We start from the raw sequence: 18,314 nt of genomic DNA, 5'->3' as shown, positions 1-18,314 counted from the left end.
AAGCAAGTCCAGTGCCAAGTGTGCAATAAACTCATAACACCTTGATTTAAAACAGTTACAGTCAGATCAATCCAGCCTGCACCGTCAAAGAAACAGATACGCCCTGCCGTTTACGGCAAACATTTACCGCAAGAAACCGTCTTCAACCTGCCGCACGCCCGACGTTAATGCCCAACAGCTCGACCGGCAACGGTTCGGAGAAGTAGTAACCCTGGGCCTGTGTCGCGCCGATTTCACGCAGCAGCTCCAGGGTCTCCAGATCCTCGACCCCCTCGGCAACGACAGTCAGGTCGAGGGACTCGGCCATGCGCACGATTGCACGCACGATAGCCCGGCTGCGAATACTGGAGGCCAGGCCGAAGATAAACGACTTGTCGATTTTCAAACCGCTGAAATGGTACTGATGCACGTAGCTTAGCGAAGAGAAACCCGCGCCAAAATCGTCCAGCATGACCGACATGCCCTGCTCGGCGAGCTGCTTCATCGACAGACGTGCCTGTTCGGGGTCGGCAACCAGTGCGCCCTCCGTGAGTTCCAGGCACAAACGCTGAGGCGCAACATTCTGCTCGGCAAGCATCGCCAGCACTTCAGCGGCAAAAGCCGGGCGGGTAATGCTGTAGCTGGAACAGTTCACATGCACAGGCGGCCAATGGCTGTTTTCTGGTTGCGCCAGAATGTTCACCACACATTTGAGCATGTAGAGGTCCAGACGGCCTATCAGCCGCAACCCTTCCAGCGCAGGTAGAAAACTCTCTGGCGCAACGATCCGCCCATCCGGCAGGCGCCAGCGGATCAGCGCCTCGAACGCCAGCAACTGCCCGGTCTTCACACAAATCACTGGCTGGAAATAAGGAATCAACTGATCCGTGCGTTTCAGCGCCGCGCGCAACGCACCCTCTTGCTCAACCTGGTCAGACACTTCCCGGCGCAGTGCCTGATTGAACACCGCGAAACTGTCACGTCCCCCATTCTTGACCCGGTACATGGCGGTGTCGGCATCGCGCAGGAGGTCGGCCGGCTCCTGATGGAAGCGGCTGTCGGCACCTACCACACCAATGCTGCAAGAAGAAAAGACGCTGTGATCGTCGATCACGAACGGCTGCTCGAACGCTGCGAGGATCCGCTGGGCGATGTCGGCGCCGGTATGCAGGGGCGTATCGATGCTCAGCACCGCAAACTCGTCCCCTCCAAGTCTGGCCAGCAGGTCCCCTTCACGCATGCAACTGCGCAGTCGCTCGGCGGCCTGCACCAACAGGATATCGCCGCAATGGTGACCAAGGCTGTCATTGATCATCTTGAAACGATCCAGATCGATGAACATGACAATCAACTGCCGGCCGTCCAGACAGAAGTTCTGCCAGGCCTGTTTCAGACGATGTTGCAGGTGACTGCGATTGGGCAGCCCGGTCAGGGAGTCGTGGGAGTTTTCATGCTGAAGCCTGGCATTGGCCTGATCCAGCTCCCGGGTGCGGTCCCGAACCCTGGCTTCCAGAAGAACATTGGCGGTATGAATCGCCTCAGCCGCGGTGCGTCGGGACAGCGCGGTATCGATATGGCGTGAGACAAAGGTCAGCAGTTCCTGATCACGCAAGGTATAGCTGACATCCTTCGAATAACTCTGCACTACCAGCACGCCGCGTACCTGATCGCCATCGAACAACGGAATGCCCAGCCAGGAAGAAGAGCGACCGGTGTTTTTCTGCATTTCGATTTCGCCAAGGCTTTCCAGCCTGCGCGCATCGTCGTAATCGATCAGGCACGGTCGCCGCTGGCCTATCACGTATTCGGTGAAGCCACGTTGCCCACGCCGTGAGCGCGGCGGCGTGGGCTGATATTCATCTATGTAATACGGAAATGTCACTTCGCCCGTGGTGCTGTCGTACAGGGCAATGTAGAAATTGAGTGCCACCAGCAGCTCGCCGACAATCATGTGCAGGCTGCGAAAAATCTCATTCATATCGCCAGGCTGGCTGGAAAGCTCGGCAATCTGAAACAGCGTGCTCTGCAAATGCTCGGCGCGCTCGCGATCCCTCACTTCCTGGCGCAGCGCATCATTGGCAGCAGAAAGCTGTTGGGTGCGCAGCGCCACGATCTGCTCAAGGTCGGTACGGCGCAGCAACCGGTCCAGCGCCATCGCCACATGCCGCGACACCACAGAGAACAATGCACGATCCTGGGCACTGTAGACGCGAGAGACGTCATAGACCTGCATCGCAACCATCCCGAATACTTCGTCCGACGCATTTTTCAAAGGCGCGCCCATCCAGAACTCCGGAAGACATCCGACCCAGAAAAAACGACCTTCGGCTTTCGCCTGCTCAATACAGGAAGCATCGAGAAACAAAGGCTGTCCGGTGCTCAAGACATAGCCGGTGAGCGACATTCGATCAGCGTCGAGAAATTCGAATGTCTCATGCCCCATCGCTTCGTCATCGAAACGGTCGATGTAATACGGATACGTGATCTTGCCGCTCTGCCGATCATAAAGCGCGACATAAAAATTCTCGGCGTCGATCAGCGCACCCAGTTGTTCATGAATGCCCTGCAGAAAAGCACCGCGATCCAGTGTCGAACTAGCCAGCAGGCTGATCTCATACAAAACCCGCTGGGTGTTCTGCGCGCGTATCAATGCTGCGGTCTGTAACAGGGAGCCCAGCCTGGCAGCCAGATCCACCAGCACCGGGTGGTCCTTGTCGGCCATTGGCACCAGCACCCAACCGAGCACACCCTCGCCTTGCCCGGCGACTCTGCAGTGAAGCTGCAATTGAGCACAACACGTGTCGAAGTCCTCGGCAGCGATGTGGGCGGGCCAGACGACTGCGGCGTCTCCCTGTCCCAGCAGACATTTCAGCTCGCCCGCGGCGTATGCGGCCCAAGCGATATCCGGCACTTGCTCCCGAGCCGCGCTGAGCAGGGCATCGATGGGGGCATGACTGGAAAATCTGTCATGGTTGGCAGCCAACGTGGTGTCTGGGCTGGAAGCTACGCTCGGGCACAGGCCCGTGGCCAGGTGTGAGACTGTCATGGAAACACCAGATACATGAGCCGACGGCGGTCATCCTTAAAAACCATGACCAAAGGTTACAAGCATGTAGTGACGTTATTGCAAAGTTCATACCTTTTTGGCAGACCCTTTGAATCTTTGGTGAGACCTGCATGAGACGGATCAGAACCAGGCATGTCGCAATACCGGCACGGTAAGTGAGCGAGAGGCTTACTGTGCTGATATGCAGCAGTACACCTATCCCCCACAACTGCCAGCAATGTACACCCTATACAGAGGGTGACGCGCACTATCGTATTCCTGACCTTGGTCAGGTATCCCGACCAGTTCTCGCTGCTGCGTACAAGGCAGGGCCAGTAAAGGCGCTTGAAGCAAGCGGACCACACGTGACTGCATCACGGCCGCGCAGGCCTCGCTGAGTGCAGCGTTTAAGCCCTCAGCTCCATAAAAACAGACCTTTTCTGTTGCACAGGCGTCCAAACCCGGGATAGCCATTCCCCTATTGCTGACGCTCAGGACACTCCCTGACCTTCTTGATCTTTCTTCTGGCATGCTGCGCCGCCGGCGCAACCGGCATTATCTTCAAACCAGGTGCATGGTACGAATCGCTTCAAAAACCGAGCTTCACTCCGCCAGACTGGGCATTTCCGGTGGCCTGGACAACGATCTACCTGCTCCTCGCCTGGGCAGGCTATCGCTTGACCCTGATCCCCGGCAGCGAGACCGTGCTCGCCTTGTGGGCAGCCCAAATCGCGCTGAACACCTTGTGGACACCGGTGTTTTTCGGGGCAAACCGGATCGGCGCTGCGATGGTGATTCTTGCGATCCTGTGGATTGTCGTCGCCACGATGATCGTGATGGCATTGCAGCTGGATATCATTACGGGGCTGATTTTATTCCCCTATCTGGTATGGCTCTCGGTAGCAGCGGCGCTGAACGTTTCCATTCTGCGCCACAATAGATAAACGCCCTGGTTTATCGTCTGTCGGCGTCGTGCATAAAGCGCTACAGCGCGTAACGTCGACAATGCTCCAGATAGCCCTGCTCGTGGCTGCCCACCAGTTGCACGACGCTTGACCACAGCCAGGACGGAGCATCCAGGGTCTGGGACCGATTCGATTGCAGATCCCGAATCCATGCTGCCCGTGTCGCCAGATCCATCTGCCTTGCATGGGCATTGCCAACGACCTTAGCGAGATACGCTGCTGCTTGCATGGCCTCTGGCTGCGTTAGCTCATCCAGTTCCAGCTTCATATCCTGGGGAAGCAGTTCACGGATGAAGAATGAGTGATCCAGCATCCTGACGGCCACCATCCGGCTACCGAGGCCGGGCGATAGATGCCGGGCACCTTCCACGACCCTTTTGCCGTTATCTCTGGGCATGGCAGCTCGGGCGGTACGGGGTGCCGCTGCAGCTATTGCTTCCTTTACATCCAGCAGACAGAACTCTTGATCATCTTCATCGCCAACGCCCATCAGCACCGCGTAACGAAGCAGTCCCAAAGAACTGCATCCCTTTACCCAGTAGGCAGAGTCGAGTAATTGCACCCGGTCATCCTGGGATCTACCTTTGAGCGATGTCACCAACGCGTGAATCTCAGGCGTCGCACACAGCACTTTAATGGCGTCGCGTTCGGCACGGGACAGTGCCCAGAAATGCTTGCCCAGTGGAATGCTGGGCTGAATATCTTCGAAACGCTCTTTGGCAAGATGCTTCCACGTACGTTGCACGGCGCTGCGCATCCCGGCTTTTACCTGGGCCGGGCGAACAGGCTCTTCATCGTCGTTACTCAGAAAAGCCTCTTCGTAGCCTTGCATCATCTCTTCCAGCATACGTGCGGTCGTGACCCCAGGCAGATCCGAGCCACGAGCGGCCGTTGCCAACGACAATCCCAGCCTTACCAGGTCGTGGGCGGGATTACCGATAACGGCTTGATCAAGGTCGCGTATGTGCATGTCGATGCGTCCTTTCGAATCCCCCGTTGGACCCAGGTTGCCGGCATGGCAATCTCCGCAGATCCAGACCGGCGGGCCGCTGGGCAGACGCCTGCCGGACTGGCTGTGGAGCCATTCGTAAAACTGGGCGGTGTTGCCCCGAACGAATGCGTGTGCAGATCGCGCCATCTTTAGATTGCGCAGGTTTGTAAGGGATTTAAACCGTGCATCGGGGCGAGGCGTTTTCATTGGAAAACCTTGAAGAGAGTTATTCCATTGACTCGCGTTACTGCACGAATGTTTCAAGATATTTCAATATTACCAATCTCGCCCGCTGGCTCATCGGGACGCTATTTCAAACGCCAGATGCCCTCCACTTTATGCGCCAGCCCGCGCTCGCCGAGCGACTCGATGTACTTCTTCATGCCCTTTTCGCCCCGTTTCTACAGTAGACGAGTGGCTTCTCATCAATATCAGCCAGTACCAGTTGCATCGCCCTTTGGATCAACTGCGCACAGATCGCCTGGCCGATGCCGCCGGCCGCGCCGGTGATCAGGACGACAGCTTTCATGAACAGGTCTCCTGAAGGGCGACTGTCTGTTGTTGCAGGGGCGCCGGATGTAACCAGCGCCGTTGCGCAGGCTTTTGTAATACCCTTCGTCGACCGCTGGCCAACCCATATTATTGAACAGCTTGCGCAAGTATTTCTTGAGCGCATGCGCCTCCAGATAGACCTCATGTCGCTGGGATTTGACGAACTTGATGCCGCCGGACAGATCAGGATTGTCAGAAGCGATCAACTGATCAAATTGATGGGCCCGGGTCTTTTGATGCAATTGGTCGCGCAAGTAGCAGGCCACTGCATGCGCCTCGCTATCAAACAACTTATAGGCGCTGGAGTTGGTCTCGACGTACCCGATGCCGAACAGGCTGTGATGCGGCGTGCCACTTGATTCAGCAGTTGCTCGTCAGCGGCATGACCGTCAATACCACCGTTCGTAACCTTGCCCATACGGCAAAAGTGCTTCCTTTGTTTGCCTTGCAGAAGCAGTACCCGGGTCATCTGAATCTATTTGAGGCGGACCTGCTGGTGGACGGTGCATTCGACACGCCCATGCGCGATTGCATAATCGATCATCATGTTGCCTCACCTTTTCTGCTGCCTGAAAAAATCAAGGACGGCCGACGGGAAATGCTTGAGCCGGCACTGAGGGGCACTCGGAATGTGTTGAGCAGTGTCGATAAAACGCCCAGCGTCAGCCGCGTCGTCATGACCTCCACTGTCGGCGCAATCTTCGGCGATTACAGTGATGTCCTGCACATGAAGAACGAGACCCTGAGCGAAAGACTATTTCAACACCAGCAGCACACTTGAAACCAACCCCTATCACGACGCCGAGGTGGAAGCCGAGAAAGAGGCATGGCGTATCTGTGAGGCACAGTCTCGCTGGAGTCTTGCCACTATCAATCCCGGCATGATCCTTGGCCCTTCTCTTACACCCGCTTCGGATTCCGGAAGCCTCTTCCTTCTGGATGAAATGTTCCGGGGTTACTTTTTTATGGAATGCCTGATCTAAGCCTGACTACGGTCGACGTCCGGGACATCGCGGCCGCTCACATCATTGCGGCAAACAAGCCTGATGCACATGGACGTTAAATCCTTGCCGAAAAACGGATGATTTCTTTTGTGGAAATCGCCAGCATTGTGCGCCGCCTGCACCGACGTCCGTGGCTATTGCCCCGCTATCAGATCCCCGACGCTATTGTCAGGCTGATCGGGCCGTTCTTCGGGCTCACTCAGGATTACCTGAGCAAGCATCTCGGCATTCGTTTACCGTGGACAACCAGCGCAGTGTGGACGATCTGGGCATTCGCTATCGATCAATCGCGCAAACGCTGACCGATCATTATCATTGCTGGGATATACAGCGCCAACGCAAAGGCCAGGCAACTGAATATCCTCGGTACTGATCTTTCCAGTTGCGCCATCTCCAGTAACGGAATGGAACGTGCATGGGCCTCGTTTATAACGTTTCATGCGAGGTATTCCCATGCGCCATCTCGATACCGATTGTCTTGCCGCTTTTGTTGCTGTCATTGATTGCGGCGGGTTCACTACTGCTGGCGAACGCATTGGCAAGACTCAGGCAGCTGTAAGCCTGATGCTGGGACGACTGGAAGCCAGGGTCGGGCGCAAGCTGCTGGAACGTTCTCGCCGTGGCGTCACGCTGACCGAGCACGGTGAAAGGCTGATCGGCTATGCCAGGCGCATCCAGATGCTTGAAGACGAGGCGCTTGCCGCACTGGAGTGTGGTCAGGAAGCGACTCGCGTTCGCATAGGCATGCCGGATGACTACCTTGAGTCTCTGGGTTGCGAACTCATGCAGGCGTTTACCCTGCGCCACCCCCATTTGCAGGTGGAAATCATCTGTGATTTTTCTTCTCGCCTTGAAGCCATGATTACGGAAGGTAGCATCGACCTGGCGATAATCACGCGCTCTAACGCCAAGGTACGAGGTGAATTACTTAGGTGCGAACCCATGCTGTGGTGCGCAGCGCCGGGGCATTTTCCCGAACAACAGAAGGTGCTTCCATTGTCGTTGTTTACCGAGAGCTGCCGTGCCCGTCCGCAAATAATCGAGGCTCTCGATCTGCTTAGCACCCCGTGGCGGGTGATCAGTTCTTCATCTCACCTGCCGGGCGTGATGCATTCTGTCCGGCTGGGCACCTCGGTGACAGTATTGCCAGCGTCAGTCGTGCCCTCTGACTGGCGCATCCTGGAATGCGAGCAGTTGCCCGGATTGCCAAGCATCGAGCTGGAGCTGCTGGTGCCCGAGCATGCCCTGCTTAACACCCGACGCCTGGCGCATTTCGTTCGCGATTGCTTTCAGGCCGAGAACCGCTCTAAAAGTGAGTCTCAAAGCGAAGCGATGGCGGCCTTGTAGCCGTCAAGCAGCGCTTGCAGTGCGTGCTCCTCATGGGCAAAGGTCAGGTAAGTGCGGCCAAAGGCAAATGGCATGCTCATGACCCGCTCACGGCGCAGCGCCTTGTGCAGTGCGAGCGTCCAGTCGCTGTCTGCCATTTGCGCCGCATCGGCATAGGTCCTGGGTGGCACTGCCGAAGGCCATAACGTGAACACTGACCCATATCCGGTGCTGCTGACCGCCATGCCTTTGCTGGCAAAGGCCGCAACCAGTTGGGCGCGTAACCGGTCCCCTCGCGTCCGCAGTGCAGCATAGTTGGCTGTTGCCAATTGCTTGAGGGTCGCCAGCACTGCCGCGCACGCCGGCGGCGCTCCGCTGTAGGTGCCGGCGCGTACGATTTTTCCTTGCTCGAAAAGACTCATGTACTCGGGTTTACCGACCAGAGCCGCGACCGGAATCCCACTGCCGATTGCCTTGCCGACTGTCGCCAGATCAGGCTCGGCCCCCAGCAGCGTACCGGACAGCCCGGGGCACAGGCGCAACCCCATCAACACTTCATCCAGGATAACCAGTGCACCATTGCGATGGGCCAGATCGCTGAGGTGCTTCAAATACCCTGGTGCGGGCTCGATGCAGCCGGCGTTGGCCAGCACGGGCTCCACCACCAGCGCTGCAATGTCGCTGTAATCGCGAAACAGCTGTTCGGCATCCTCAAAATCGTTGTAACGCAATAGCAGCACGCCATCCTTTTCAGGACGCAGCGAAGCGTTCATCAATGCCGAGGCGTGTCCGGCATTGCCAAAGGCTATAGAGTCGTACCAACCGTCATAGCCTGCGGCAAACTTGACGATGCGCTGGCGTCCCGTTGCGATGCGGGCCGTCCGGCAGGCCAGGTGTACGGCTTCGCTGCCGGTGTTGAGGAATATGACTTGGCTGAGATCTCCCGTGAATGTTGCCAATGCAGCCGCCGCCGCCTCTTCGTTGGCGTGAGCGAAGGAAGGCATCGGGCCATTGAGCATTGCCGCGCTGGCCGCCGCCATAACGTCCACCTGAGCGTGCCCGAGCATGGTTGCACCAAACCCCATCGCTGTATCCACGTAACGCACACCGTGGCTGTCCCAGAGCCATGGCCCGCTGGAGCGCACGACGCTGAAGGCTTCACCATCGATTTCGGGCAAAGCGCGGCCACCGCTGGAAATTCCACCGATCAAATGTTTCATCTTTTTTTCTCAGGAAATGGGAAGGATCAATAGCCCATGACGCGGGGCAACCATTGCGTCAGGTTCGGGAAAAACACGAGCAAGGCGATGGCAAACGCCGTTGCAATCCAGAACGGTATCAATCGTCGTGAAACGGCACCGATGTCGATACGACCGACGTTGCACACCACAAAGATGTTGGTACCGATGGGCGGAGTGAACAGCCCCCAACCCAGGGTCATGGTGAAGATCAGGCCGATCTGGTAAGGCTCGAAGCCTGCTGCCTTGGCGACGGGGACCAGAATGGGCGCCAGGATGATCATTGCCGGTCCCAGGTCAAGCCAGAATCCGACCACTTTGAGTACCAGAATCACCAGCAATATAGTGACTAGCGGACCGGTATGCAGCCCCACGATCCAGGTAGCCACGGTATGCGGCACCAATTCAAAAGTCAGGATCCAGCCAAACGGCATGGCCACGGCCATGATGATCATGACTGACCCGGTGGTGGTCACCGCTTCGGTCACGGCCGGGAAAACGTCGCGCCAGCCCAGTTGCCGATAAATCACAGTGCCGACGAACAGCGCGTAGAGTACCGACAGGGAAGCCGCCTCGGTGGCCGTGGCAAAGCCGGTGACTATCGAGCCGAGTACCATGAACGGCATCAGCATTGCGGGTAACGCGCCACAGGTGTCGCGCAGGAAAAGGCCCCAGTCCATCTTTCCCTCGGCCTTTGGAAAACCCTCGCGAACGCCTACTACGTAGGCAGTAACCATAAACACCGCCGCCAGCATCAGGCCCGGGATCACGCCAGCCATGAACAGGCCGCCGATAGACGTATTGGTCAGTACACCAAACATGATCAGGATAACGCTTGGCGGGACGATGATGCCCAGCGTGCCGGAGGCTGCGGTGACAGCGGCGGCAAAGGCTCGTGGGTAGCCGCGCGCTTCCATCACCGGAATCATGACCTTGGCGACAGTACCGGTATCGGCGGTGGCTGATCCGGTCAGACCGCCATAGACGAACGCGGTAGCCACGTTGACCAGCCCAAGACCTCCACGCAAACGCCCGAAGCAGTGTTCCGCTACCCGCATGATGCGCAACGTAAGGCCGCCACGGTTCATCAGCTCGCCCGCCAGCAGAAACAGCGGTATCGAGGCCAGGGTAGACGAGTCGGCACCGCGTAGTGTTTGCTGGGCAAGCCAGGCCAGCGGCATGTGCAGATCGCCCCATAACAAGGCCGCGATACTGCCACCAGCCATTGCCCAGACGACGGGCAAACCCGCCATCAACAAACAGAAGAACGCCAGAAAAAGAATCAGCACGGTCATGGGCGTACTCCCTTGCGAATCAGGCGTGCCAGACGAACCACGGCCAGTAACGCAAGCATCGCGGCAGCGCTGATCAGCGCCAGTGAACTCAGCCCGGCAGGCCAGCGCAAGACCGGGGTCGGCATCCAGCCGGAACGAGAAATGAACGCGGCACCGCTGCTCAACAGCCATACGCTGATACCCAGCAAGGCAACGCTGGCGAAGGCATCGAGTGCTCTTTGCAGGGGCACGGGCAACATGCTCACCAACCCCTGGAATCGCACATTTTCGTGCCTGAGTTCGGCGATGACTGCACCAATGAATGTCACCCAGATAAAGCCGATGGTGGCTATTTCAAATGACCACTCAAAGCCATGCAGGTTGAAGTAACGGGAGAACACTCCTGCCAGTATGGCCAGGAAGGTGACGCCAAACATCAGCGAGCCGAACACGGCAAGGCAACGCTCAGCCCGACTGCTGGGCGGTTGATCCGGATGTGGGCTGATAGACATGGCCGTCACTCGCCTTGAGCGTCGCGTCGCAACTGGTTGACGAAATCCTCACCCCATACCTTGCCGAACTGCGCGTACACCGGATTGCTCAACTCGCGGAATGGCCGGGGGTTGACGTCGTTGAACTTCACGCCTTTGCCCTGCATTTCCTGCTGAATCTTGCTGTACACCGCCTCCAGTTGAGATCGATACCAGGCAGTGGTAGTCACGACAGCCTTGTCCAGGGCAGCCCGGTCCGTTTCACTCAGGCTTTCATACTTGTCCTTGTTGATGAACCAGAAGTTTGCCGACCACACGTAATTCGACAGCGAGACGTACCTGGCGACCTCGTACCACTTCTGATCGTAAAAATCGCGCAGTTCGGGCTCTACTCCGTCCACTACACCGGATTGCAGTGAGGTGTAGACCTCTCCGAATGGAATCGATTGCCCCAGGCCGCCCAGTTGCTTGATGGTAGCGAGGATCACCGGATTGGGCGGCGTGCGTATTTTCAGGCCACTGAGGTCCGCTGGCTGGAGTATCGGGTGCTTGCTGTTGGCGAACTGGCGAAAGCCAGAGTCCAGGGCTGAAAGCATGACGAAGCCATGATCCTGGCCCATGCTCAGGAATTTCTTGCCCGCCTCGCTATCGAGGTAGGCATGCACGGCGACCGAGTCTTCGAACAGAAATGGTAGCGACAAGGCATTGAGCCTTGGGTCGATACCGTCCGTTGATCCGCCCAGGCCGATATCGATCGCACCGGCACCGACCGAGTCGACAATAGGCGCTTCATCACCCAATTGGCCGTCGGGGTAGATCTGTACGTTCAGTTCGCCTTTGGTCTCGACGCTGACCTCTGCCGCAAAACGCGTCATCGCCTGATTGATCAGACTGCTGGAGCTAGAAGCATGAGCCAGACGCAGGGTCTGCCCAGCCATCGCCAGGTGGCTGCCGAGGAGCAAAGCCAGCCCGGCACAGGCCTGTAGAACAGCGGTTTTACGAGACAGAAATCTGAGCATGGCGGCGAACTCTCGTGGATAGCGTTGAAGCTATTAATCACGACGCGTTGGCTTAGCGTCAATCGAGAGATGGCGTTTTGCGATTAGGATGCGTAATGCATCCATACATTTATTTATAGGTACCACTTGCGCCCTCTTGCGCCTGGTCTGCCGGTCACTGATCGAAGGCATCAGGAGACTCAGGACCTGCCGGATTTCTGCGCCGAATACAGCATCGGTTTCGTCGTGGGATAACCATTACCTGCTGGCCCAAACGCTGCACGATGCAGCCTGAATGCGTCTGGCCTGCCTGGTGGCAGCGGAGCGCTGTACCTCCGAAAACACGCCGTACGTCGTATTACCTGAACCGATGACTGGCAATCGCCCCCTGATGTCCATAATCACTCAAAGCGTCGACACCAACACGACGTCTGCATTTGCGACTCGCTCATGCCGCTTCACAGCGCTGCCTGATTGTCGCGGTCGCAAAAATGAACTATTTATTACATTTTAGTGACTATTGCTGACTGCCCCTGAGTCTCAAGTTCACGAAGTCCTTGCAGATACTCATGTCAACGGACGTTTTAACAGGTGAACGAATCATGAAACAACGAGCGACAGTCATCTGCAAACGTGACGGCCAGGTCCTCTACGTGCGCAAACCCAAGTCCCGCTGGGCACTGCCGGGCGGCAAGATCGAAGCCGGGGAAACTCCTGCGCAGGCTGCAATGCGTGAACTCTGCGAGGAGACGGGGCTGGAAAACCTCGACCTGCTATACCTCGCGGTGTACGAAAAGGATCAGGTTGCCCATTACGTGTTTACAACGCAGGTTCCGGATTCAAGCGAGCCGTCGCCACAGAACGAGATTGCGGCTTGCAAGTGGATTGCGCCGGAAAAGCTCGCCGACCTTAAAGCCAGCAGCGCGACCAAGACCATCGTCAAGTCATACGCCCAAAGGTCCTGAGAAATGCCAGGCGCACGAAGTCATGCCACAACGTGATCAGGACGATCGGGTTGAACGGTATGGCCTGATGCTGTTCTGAAACAGCAGACGGTTCATTACTTTCACCCCCGTCTCAGGAGATCCCCATGACTCAGACCGCCCTGGTTGTTGGCGCAAGTGGCATTGTCGGCAGTGCAATCACACAGTTGTTACTGGAAAACGATTGGCAGGTTGCCGCTCTCTCCCGCAGCCCATCAGCGCGGCCCGGCGTGATCCCGGTGGCTGCAGACCTGCAGAACCGGGAGTCCGTCAGTGCGGCCCTGGCTGATTTGAAACCCACCCACGTTTTCATTACCACATGGTCGCGTCAGGCCACTGAGGCGGAAAATATCCGCGTCAATGCTGCGATGGTGCGCAATGTGCTGGACGCCGTGCGCCCCGCTGGCAGCGTGCAGCACGTAGCGCTGGTAACAGGGCTCAAGCATTACCTCGGCCCGTTCGAGGCCTACGGCAAAGGCACCCTGCCCCAGACGCCGTTCCGGGAGACGCAGGCGCGCCTGGACATCGAGAACTTCTACTATGCGCAGGAAGACGAGGTCTTCGCTGCCGCTGACAAGGACGGTTTTACCTGGAGCGTTCATCGTCCGCACACTGTAACCGGTGTAGCGGTCGGCAACGCGATGAACATGGCGACCACCCTCGCCGTGTACGCCTCGATCTGCAAGGCAACCGGGCGGCCTTTCTTGTTCCCAGGCTCGCGTGTGCAGTGGGACAGCCTTACCGACATGACCGATGCACGCCAGTTGGCCCATCAGCAGCTGTGGGCTGCGACGACACCTGCAGCGGCCAATCAGGCGTTCAACATTACCAATGGCGACGTCTTCCGCTGGAGCTGGATGTGGGGGCAGATTGCTGAATACTTCGGCCTGCAACCAGCCGCCTTCCCGGACCAGCCTGCTCCGCTGGAAACGCAGATGGCCAACGATCAGGCTGTCTGGACTGATATTGTCCGCGAGCATCAGCTCAAGGAAAGTGATATCAACCGCCTGATTTCGCCGTGGCACAGCGATGCCGATCTTGGGCGTCCCATTGAGGTGGTCACCGACATGTCGAAAAGCCGCAAGCTGGGCTTTACTGCGTTTCAGGCCAGTGACGATGCGTTCTTCGACGTGTTTGACAAGCTGCGCAAGGATCGACTGATCCCCTGAGGCTGCCCGCCCTCTCGTGCCAACGCTCGCATTGGCATGAGAGCTGGCACTGGCGATAGGTAGGGCAGGCACAACAAAAAAGGGTCAACCTCTCGGTTGACCCTTTTCTTACCGCCCAGCAGAGCGGATTTTGTCTGGTAGGCGCGATTGGACTCGAACCAACGACCCCCACCATGTCAAGGTGGTGCTCTAACCAACTGAGCTACGTGCCTGCTGTGGGTCGGCATTCTACGGATATTCGAATACCTGTCAAATTCTTTTTTGCAGTAACTCTCTGAATACGTGAATTTTTTAAGGCCGATGATCAGTGATCAGGCGGCATCAAAAATTTCGTTCGGCGTTGCCGGGGTAGTGCTCAAGCGATTCATGACATCGTTGCGCATCCACCCTCACTTTGTCCCGGCATCGTCCATGCCTTACCTAGCAAATTTAGCAGTATCACTCATCATCAAGTCGCCATAACCTTATTAACACACCTGTGCCTCGATCCTTGAATAGATAGGTGCATTAAACTGACCCCGCCTGGCCGTTAGCAGAGATAATTTAGCGAGTAAAGGATTGAGTTCATAGTTAACGCGCCCGGAGCCATCAATGACTACTGGGCTAAAATTTTATATACGTTACGCTGGAGAGAAATCATGGACGAAGAAGTGGCCGCAATAGTGGTTGATAACGAATCAGGCTCGGATCAGATCGGCAATGAAAGCAGGCCTGCCTCTCAAGAAAAACCAGCAAGCCCGAAGTCTTATGCAAAAGTAGGAGCTAACGGGATCGTCATTGCCATTAAAGACATCTCAGGCCCTCCCCCATCGCCTGATTGGAAACCATGCAAAGCAGATACAAAGGTAGGCTCAAAGTACTGATGAAACCTTTGAATTTTGTTTTGTCTCCCCCTTTGAAAATCTGTCGGCAATAGAAAGCATCCCGAGCACTGTTTATGAAGGAATCCAACCTGCTACCTGCAGAAATCCAGACAGAGCGCCTGCTGATTCGCGTTGCAAAGCCAGGTGACGGCATCGTGTTTAATCAGGCCGTTACCGAGTCGGCAGCGCATCTGAAGAAATGGCTGGCTTGGACTACACCTACACCAAGTATCGAGCAATCAGAACTGTCTTGCCGCCACGCCTATGCCCGATTTTTGATGAATGAGGACCTCATGGCATTTCTCTTCCTGAAAACCAACGGCGCATTGGTAGGTGGCAGCGGTTTGCATTATGTGAACTGGACCTTGCGTAGTTTCGAAGTGGGTTACTGGGGCAGGACTCAATACCTCGGTAAAGGTTTGATCAGGGAGGGCGTTGCTGCATTGGTCAGCTATGCAATTGAGCATTTACTGGCTCGTCGCGTGTTTTTAACGATGGATGAAAGAAATCTTGCAAGCCGGCGACTCGCTGAGCGCGTAGGATTTGAATATGAAGGCACTCTTCGACAAGACCGAACAAGTGTTGAAGGCGGGTTGCGCAATACACGAATCTATTCAGTCATCGGTACCTGAAAAACAAAAAAAGGGTCAACCTCCCGGTTGACCCTTTTCTTACCGCCCAGCAGAGCGGATTTTATCTGGTAGGCGCGATTGGACTCGAACCAACGACCCCCACCATGTCAAGGTGGTGCTCTAACCAACTGAGCTACGTGCCTGCTGTGGGTCGGCATTCTACGGATATCCACCTACGTGTCAATCGGTTTTTTTGCTAACCCTATGAATTAAAGCGTTTTTTGCCAGCTTGCAAGGAATGACTCTTTTGTCTGTTGCTGGCAGAGCTTTTATATCTCGGGTAGGATCGGCGCAATCGTCAAGAATATTAAACGGAGTCTCAGGATGGCTAACACGCCCTACCCTCAATCCTATTACGCAGCTTCGGCCAATCCCGCCCCGCAGCGTCCGGCATTGCAGGGTGAAGTCGAAACCGACGTGTGTGTCATAGGCGCTGGCTATACAGGCCTGTCCAGTGCTCTCTTCCTGCTGGAGAACGGATTTCGGGTCACGGTGCTGGAAGCCGCCAGAGTCGGCTTTGGCGCGTCGGGGCGCAATGGCGGGCAGATCGTCAACAGCTACAGTCGTGACATTGATGTAATCGAGCGCACCGTAGGGCCACGCCAGGCACAATTACTGGGACAGATGGCTTTTGAGGGTGCATCGATCATCCGCGACCGGGTTTCCCGTTATGGCATTCAGTGCGATCTGAAGGATGGAGGCGTGTTCGCAGCGTTGACCGGCAAGCAACTGGCGCATCTCGAAGCCCAGCAGCGGTTGTGGGAGCGTTACGGCCACACCAGCCTTGAACTGATGGACAAACGGCGGATAAATGAGGTCGTCGCCTGCGATCAATACATCGGCGGATTGCTGGACATGACCGGCGGCCACATTCACCCGCTCAATCTGGCACTGGGTGAAGCGGCCGCAGTCGAAACCCTGGGCGGCACGATTTACGAGCAGTCGGCGGCCATTCGCATCGAGCGTGGTGCCAACCCTGTGGTCCATACGGCGCAAGGCAAGGTCCGCGCGAAATTCATCATTGTGGCCGGCAATGCCTATCTGGGTAATCTGGTCCCGGAGCTGGCAGCGAAGTCTATGCCTTGCGGGACTCAGGTCATTACCACAGAGCCGCTGAGCGATGAGCTGGCCAAGGCACTTCTGCCTCAGGATTACTGTGTCGAGGATTGCAATTACCTGCTGGACTACTACCGCCTCAGCGCCGACAAGCGCCTGATCTTTGGCGGCGGCGTAGTCTACGGTGCCAGAGATCCGGCCAACATCGAAGCCATCATTCGACCGAAGATGCTCAAGGCCTTTCCCCAGCTCAAGGATGTCAAGATCGATTACGCGTGGACCGGCAACTTCCTGCTGACCCTGTCCCGCCTGCCTCAGGTAGGAAGACTCGGCGATAACATCTATTACTCGCAAGGCTGCAGCGGACATGGTGTGACCTACACCCACCTGGCGGGCAAAGTGCTGGCTGAAGCGCTGCGCGGTCAGGCAGAGCGTTTCGATGCCTTCGCCGACCTGCCGCACTACCCGTTCCCTGGCGGGCAAATGCTGCGCACGCCCCTGACTGCGTTGGGCGCCTGGTATTACAGCCTGCGTGACCGACTGGGTTTTTGAGTTCGCCGGCAGTTAAACGGCACCTCATGGGTGCCGTTTCGTTGACCGCGTTGATTTCATTTAACGCTGCGTGCCAATGTTCGCTTCGCCTCGCCCGCCGCTTGCTCCTGTCCCGATGCAGACAGGCTGTCGGCTGCCTGCAACCAACGCTGCCGGTCGACATTGGCCGGCAACTGTCGGGGCGACTGGATCAGCACCGCCCAACTGCCCGCGTCTTTCCAGGCCGACGCAAAGCTGCTGAAACTCATTGAGTAACGACGATCCATTCCTGCGTTGAGCAGAACAGTCTCTTTGATGCGGTTGTAGCCGATCAGCACGGCATAACGCGGTCCTTTCCAAAGCGCGGAGCCCTGGGCAAAACGAAGCATGACCGGATAGCCCGCCGAAACCTGAGTCAGCAGGTCCTGTAACTGGCTGTCGAGCGGATACACCATGAAACCGTATTCACGCGCGACTTTCTGCATGTTCTGCTCGAGTCGATCCTCGGCACCCGGCAGTTGCAACGGCTTATCGAGCAAACCAGGCGTCGTCTGCACCTGCTGGTTGGCCAGCATGCTTGCCAACACCATCGGCCCGCTCTGATACGCGTTACCCCGGAAGAAAGGCACCGATGTCAACTCGACCCGGTCCGGAAGGCGCTTGATTTCGGGGGTGACCATTGACGAACAACCAGCAAGACCCACCAGCAAGGCAGCGATCAGCCATGAACGCAGCGCACTGGCTTTACCGGAAAAGAAAGAAACCGACAACATGCTCACTCACTTCAACTGTTTCGGGCAACCCGCGACCCGACCTGAGCAGCGATGATAGAGCCGACAGCGTTCCGGGTATAGCAGCGCGCGAGCCCCCGCCCAGCGAAATGGCAAAAATAGTTCTCAGCCTTAAGCCACTGGTCAATTAACCGAAACATGCCCCGTACTAGACTGTCAGTTATCAAGACCGTGAGAAAAAGCAGGAATGTGGAGGCACTTATGAGCCTGGAATTGACAATAGTGATGCTGATCGCTTCGTGGCTTGCCGTCGCCAGCGCGATGCTGTGGGGAGTGATGCGCATATCCCGTCGCCATCATCAGCCGCGCAGTATCGAGCCACGCGTGGCCAAGCTGCCGGTCCTTGCAAAACACGTCAAGGCCCACGTTGTAGCAGCCAACTGACTTGTAAGGGCATGAGCAGCGTATTGCTGATCTGCCCTCTT

At 56.9% G+C, this 18,314-nt stretch carries 19 protein-coding genes and 2 tRNA genes; 11 read left to right on the top strand and 10 right to left on the bottom strand.

Annotated elements, in window-relative coordinates; genetic code table 11:
- Positions 1–142: 142 nt before the first annotated feature.
- A complete protein-coding gene (locus MME58_RS12860; protein ID WP_055006834.1) occupies positions 143–3,025 on the bottom strand; it encodes a bifunctional diguanylate cyclase/phosphodiesterase in 2,883 nt (960 codons plus the stop codon).
- A gap of 503 nt (positions 3,026–3,528) precedes the next feature.
- Between MME58_RS12860 and tspO the strand changes: the two genes are divergently transcribed.
- Entirely contained in the window at positions 3,529–3,969 is a 441-nt protein-coding gene (tspO, locus tag MME58_RS12855; protein WP_055006833.1) for a tryptophan-rich sensory protein TspO, read from the top strand.
- 40 nt (positions 3,970–4,009) lie between these two features.
- On the opposite strand, the gene MME58_RS12850 is transcribed toward tspO, so the two are convergent.
- The gene (locus tag MME58_RS12850; protein WP_055006832.1) at positions 4,010–5,188 is read right to left on the bottom strand and encodes a DUF2252 domain-containing protein; all 1,179 of its coding nucleotides are present in this window, start codon (positions 5,186–5,188) and stop codon (positions 4,010–4,012) included.
- Between the two features lie 172 nt (positions 5,189–5,360).
- The gene (locus MME58_RS12845; protein WP_122386532.1) at positions 5,361–5,510 is read right to left on the bottom strand and encodes an SDR family NAD(P)-dependent oxidoreductase; all 150 of its coding nucleotides are present in this window, start codon (positions 5,508–5,510) and stop codon (positions 5,361–5,363) included.
- Between MME58_RS12845 and MME58_RS12840 the strand changes: the two genes are divergently transcribed.
- The 4 genes from MME58_RS12840 (at position 5,509) to MME58_RS12825 (ending at position 7,884) form a co-directional block, all read left to right on the top strand.
- Positions 5,509–5,892 (top strand): hypothetical protein, encoded by a 384-nt coding sequence (locus MME58_RS12840; protein WP_054986003.1) that lies wholly within the window; start codon positions 5,509–5,511, stop codon positions 5,890–5,892. The two genes, MME58_RS12845 and MME58_RS12840, sit on opposite strands and share 2 nt — an antisense overlap.
- Complete coding sequence (locus MME58_RS12835) at positions 5,889–6,314, top strand: Rossmann-fold NAD(P)-binding domain-containing protein (RefSeq protein ID WP_233590992.1); 426 nt, start codon at positions 5,889–5,891, stop codon at positions 6,312–6,314. Before MME58_RS12840 ends, MME58_RS12835 begins: the two co-directional genes overlap by 4 nt.
- Positions 6,315–6,614: 300 nt before the next feature.
- A complete protein-coding gene (locus tag MME58_RS12830) occupies positions 6,615–6,839 on the top strand; it encodes a hypothetical protein (RefSeq protein ID WP_233590991.1) in 225 nt (74 codons plus the stop codon).
- Positions 6,840–6,990: 151 nt separating this feature from the next.
- Entirely contained in the window at positions 6,991–7,884 is an 894-nt protein-coding gene (locus MME58_RS12825; RefSeq protein WP_055006831.1) for a LysR substrate-binding domain-containing protein, read from the top strand.
- On the opposite strand, the gene MME58_RS12820 is transcribed toward MME58_RS12825, so the two are convergent.
- Genes MME58_RS12820 through MME58_RS12805 form a run of 4 tightly spaced genes read right to left on the bottom strand, consistent with a single transcriptional unit; the run spans position 7,857 to position 11,885 of the window.
- Positions 7,857–9,083, bottom strand: a complete 1,227-nt coding sequence (locus MME58_RS12820; protein WP_054986001.1) for an aminotransferase class III-fold pyridoxal phosphate-dependent enzyme — start codon at positions 9,081–9,083, stop codon at positions 7,857–7,859. The two genes, MME58_RS12825 and MME58_RS12820, sit on opposite strands and share 28 nt — an antisense overlap.
- Before the next feature lie 26 nt (positions 9,084–9,109).
- Positions 9,110–10,396 carry a TRAP transporter large permease gene (locus tag MME58_RS12815; RefSeq protein WP_054986000.1) on the bottom strand — a complete coding sequence of 429 codons (1,287 nt, stop codon included), beginning with the start codon at positions 10,394–10,396 and terminating at the stop codon, positions 9,110–9,112.
- The gene (locus MME58_RS12810) at positions 10,393–10,887 is read right to left on the bottom strand and encodes a TRAP transporter small permease (RefSeq protein WP_055006830.1); all 495 of its coding nucleotides are present in this window, start codon (positions 10,885–10,887) and stop codon (positions 10,393–10,395) included. Before MME58_RS12810 ends, MME58_RS12815 begins: the two co-directional genes overlap by 4 nt.
- A 5-nt stretch (positions 10,888–10,892) precedes the next feature.
- Positions 10,893–11,885 (bottom strand): TRAP transporter substrate-binding protein, encoded by a 993-nt coding sequence (locus MME58_RS12805; protein WP_054985998.1) that lies wholly within the window; start codon positions 11,883–11,885, stop codon positions 10,893–10,895.
- A 581-nt stretch (positions 11,886–12,466) separates the two neighbouring features.
- Here MME58_RS12805 and MME58_RS12800 point away from each other — a divergent pair.
- Entirely contained in the window at positions 12,467–12,829 is a 363-nt protein-coding gene (locus MME58_RS12800) for an NUDIX hydrolase (protein ID WP_054985997.1), read from the top strand.
- A gap of 125 nt (positions 12,830–12,954) precedes the next feature.
- Positions 12,955–14,016: an SDR family oxidoreductase gene (locus MME58_RS12795; RefSeq protein WP_054985996.1), complete on the top strand. Its 1,062-nt coding sequence runs from the start codon at positions 12,955–12,957 to the stop codon at positions 14,014–14,016.
- A gap of 135 nt (positions 14,017–14,151) precedes the next feature.
- Here MME58_RS12795 and MME58_RS12790 read toward each other — a convergent pair.
- Positions 14,152–14,228, bottom strand: a tRNA-Val gene (locus tag MME58_RS12790).
- A gap of 426 nt (positions 14,229–14,654) precedes the next feature.
- Between MME58_RS12790 and MME58_RS12785 the strand changes: the two genes are divergently transcribed.
- Both MME58_RS12785 and MME58_RS12780 read left to right on the top strand, forming a co-directional pair.
- A complete protein-coding gene (locus MME58_RS12785) occupies positions 14,655–14,879 on the top strand; it encodes a hypothetical protein (RefSeq protein ID WP_082427582.1) in 225 nt (74 codons plus the stop codon).
- Positions 14,880–14,953: 74 nt separating this feature from the next.
- On the top strand, positions 14,954–15,511 hold the full coding sequence (locus tag MME58_RS12780; protein ID WP_055006829.1) for a GNAT family N-acetyltransferase: 558 nt from the start codon (positions 14,954–14,956) through the stop codon (positions 15,509–15,511).
- A gap of 66 nt (positions 15,512–15,577) precedes the next feature.
- On the opposite strand, the gene MME58_RS12775 is transcribed toward MME58_RS12780, so the two are convergent.
- Positions 15,578–15,654 (bottom strand) — tRNA-Val (locus MME58_RS12775).
- A 181-nt stretch (positions 15,655–15,835) separates the two neighbouring features.
- Between MME58_RS12775 and MME58_RS12770 the strand changes: the two genes are divergently transcribed.
- Positions 15,836–17,119: an NAD(P)/FAD-dependent oxidoreductase gene (locus MME58_RS12770; RefSeq protein WP_054985994.1), complete on the top strand. Its 1,284-nt coding sequence runs from the start codon at positions 15,836–15,838 to the stop codon at positions 17,117–17,119.
- Positions 17,120–17,175: 56 nt separating this feature from the next.
- Here the strand turns inward: MME58_RS12770 and MME58_RS12765 are convergent, their stop codons facing one another.
- On the bottom strand, positions 17,176–17,871 hold the full coding sequence (locus MME58_RS12765; protein WP_054985993.1) for a hypothetical protein: 696 nt from the start codon (positions 17,869–17,871) through the stop codon (positions 17,176–17,178).
- 219 nt (positions 17,872–18,090) lie between these two features.
- Between MME58_RS12765 and MME58_RS12760 the strand changes: the two genes are divergently transcribed.
- Positions 18,091–18,273: a hypothetical protein gene (locus MME58_RS12760; protein ID WP_054985992.1), complete on the top strand. Its 183-nt coding sequence runs from the start codon at positions 18,091–18,093 to the stop codon at positions 18,271–18,273.
- Positions 18,274–18,314: the final 41 nt, after the last annotated feature.

This window comes from Pseudomonas syringae pv. tagetis, from assembly GCF_022557255.1.
Lineage (GTDB): Bacteria > Pseudomonadota > Gammaproteobacteria > Pseudomonadales > Pseudomonadaceae > Aquipseudomonas > Aquipseudomonas caricapapayae.
This window is presented reverse-complemented; position numbering and strand designations above follow the sequence as displayed.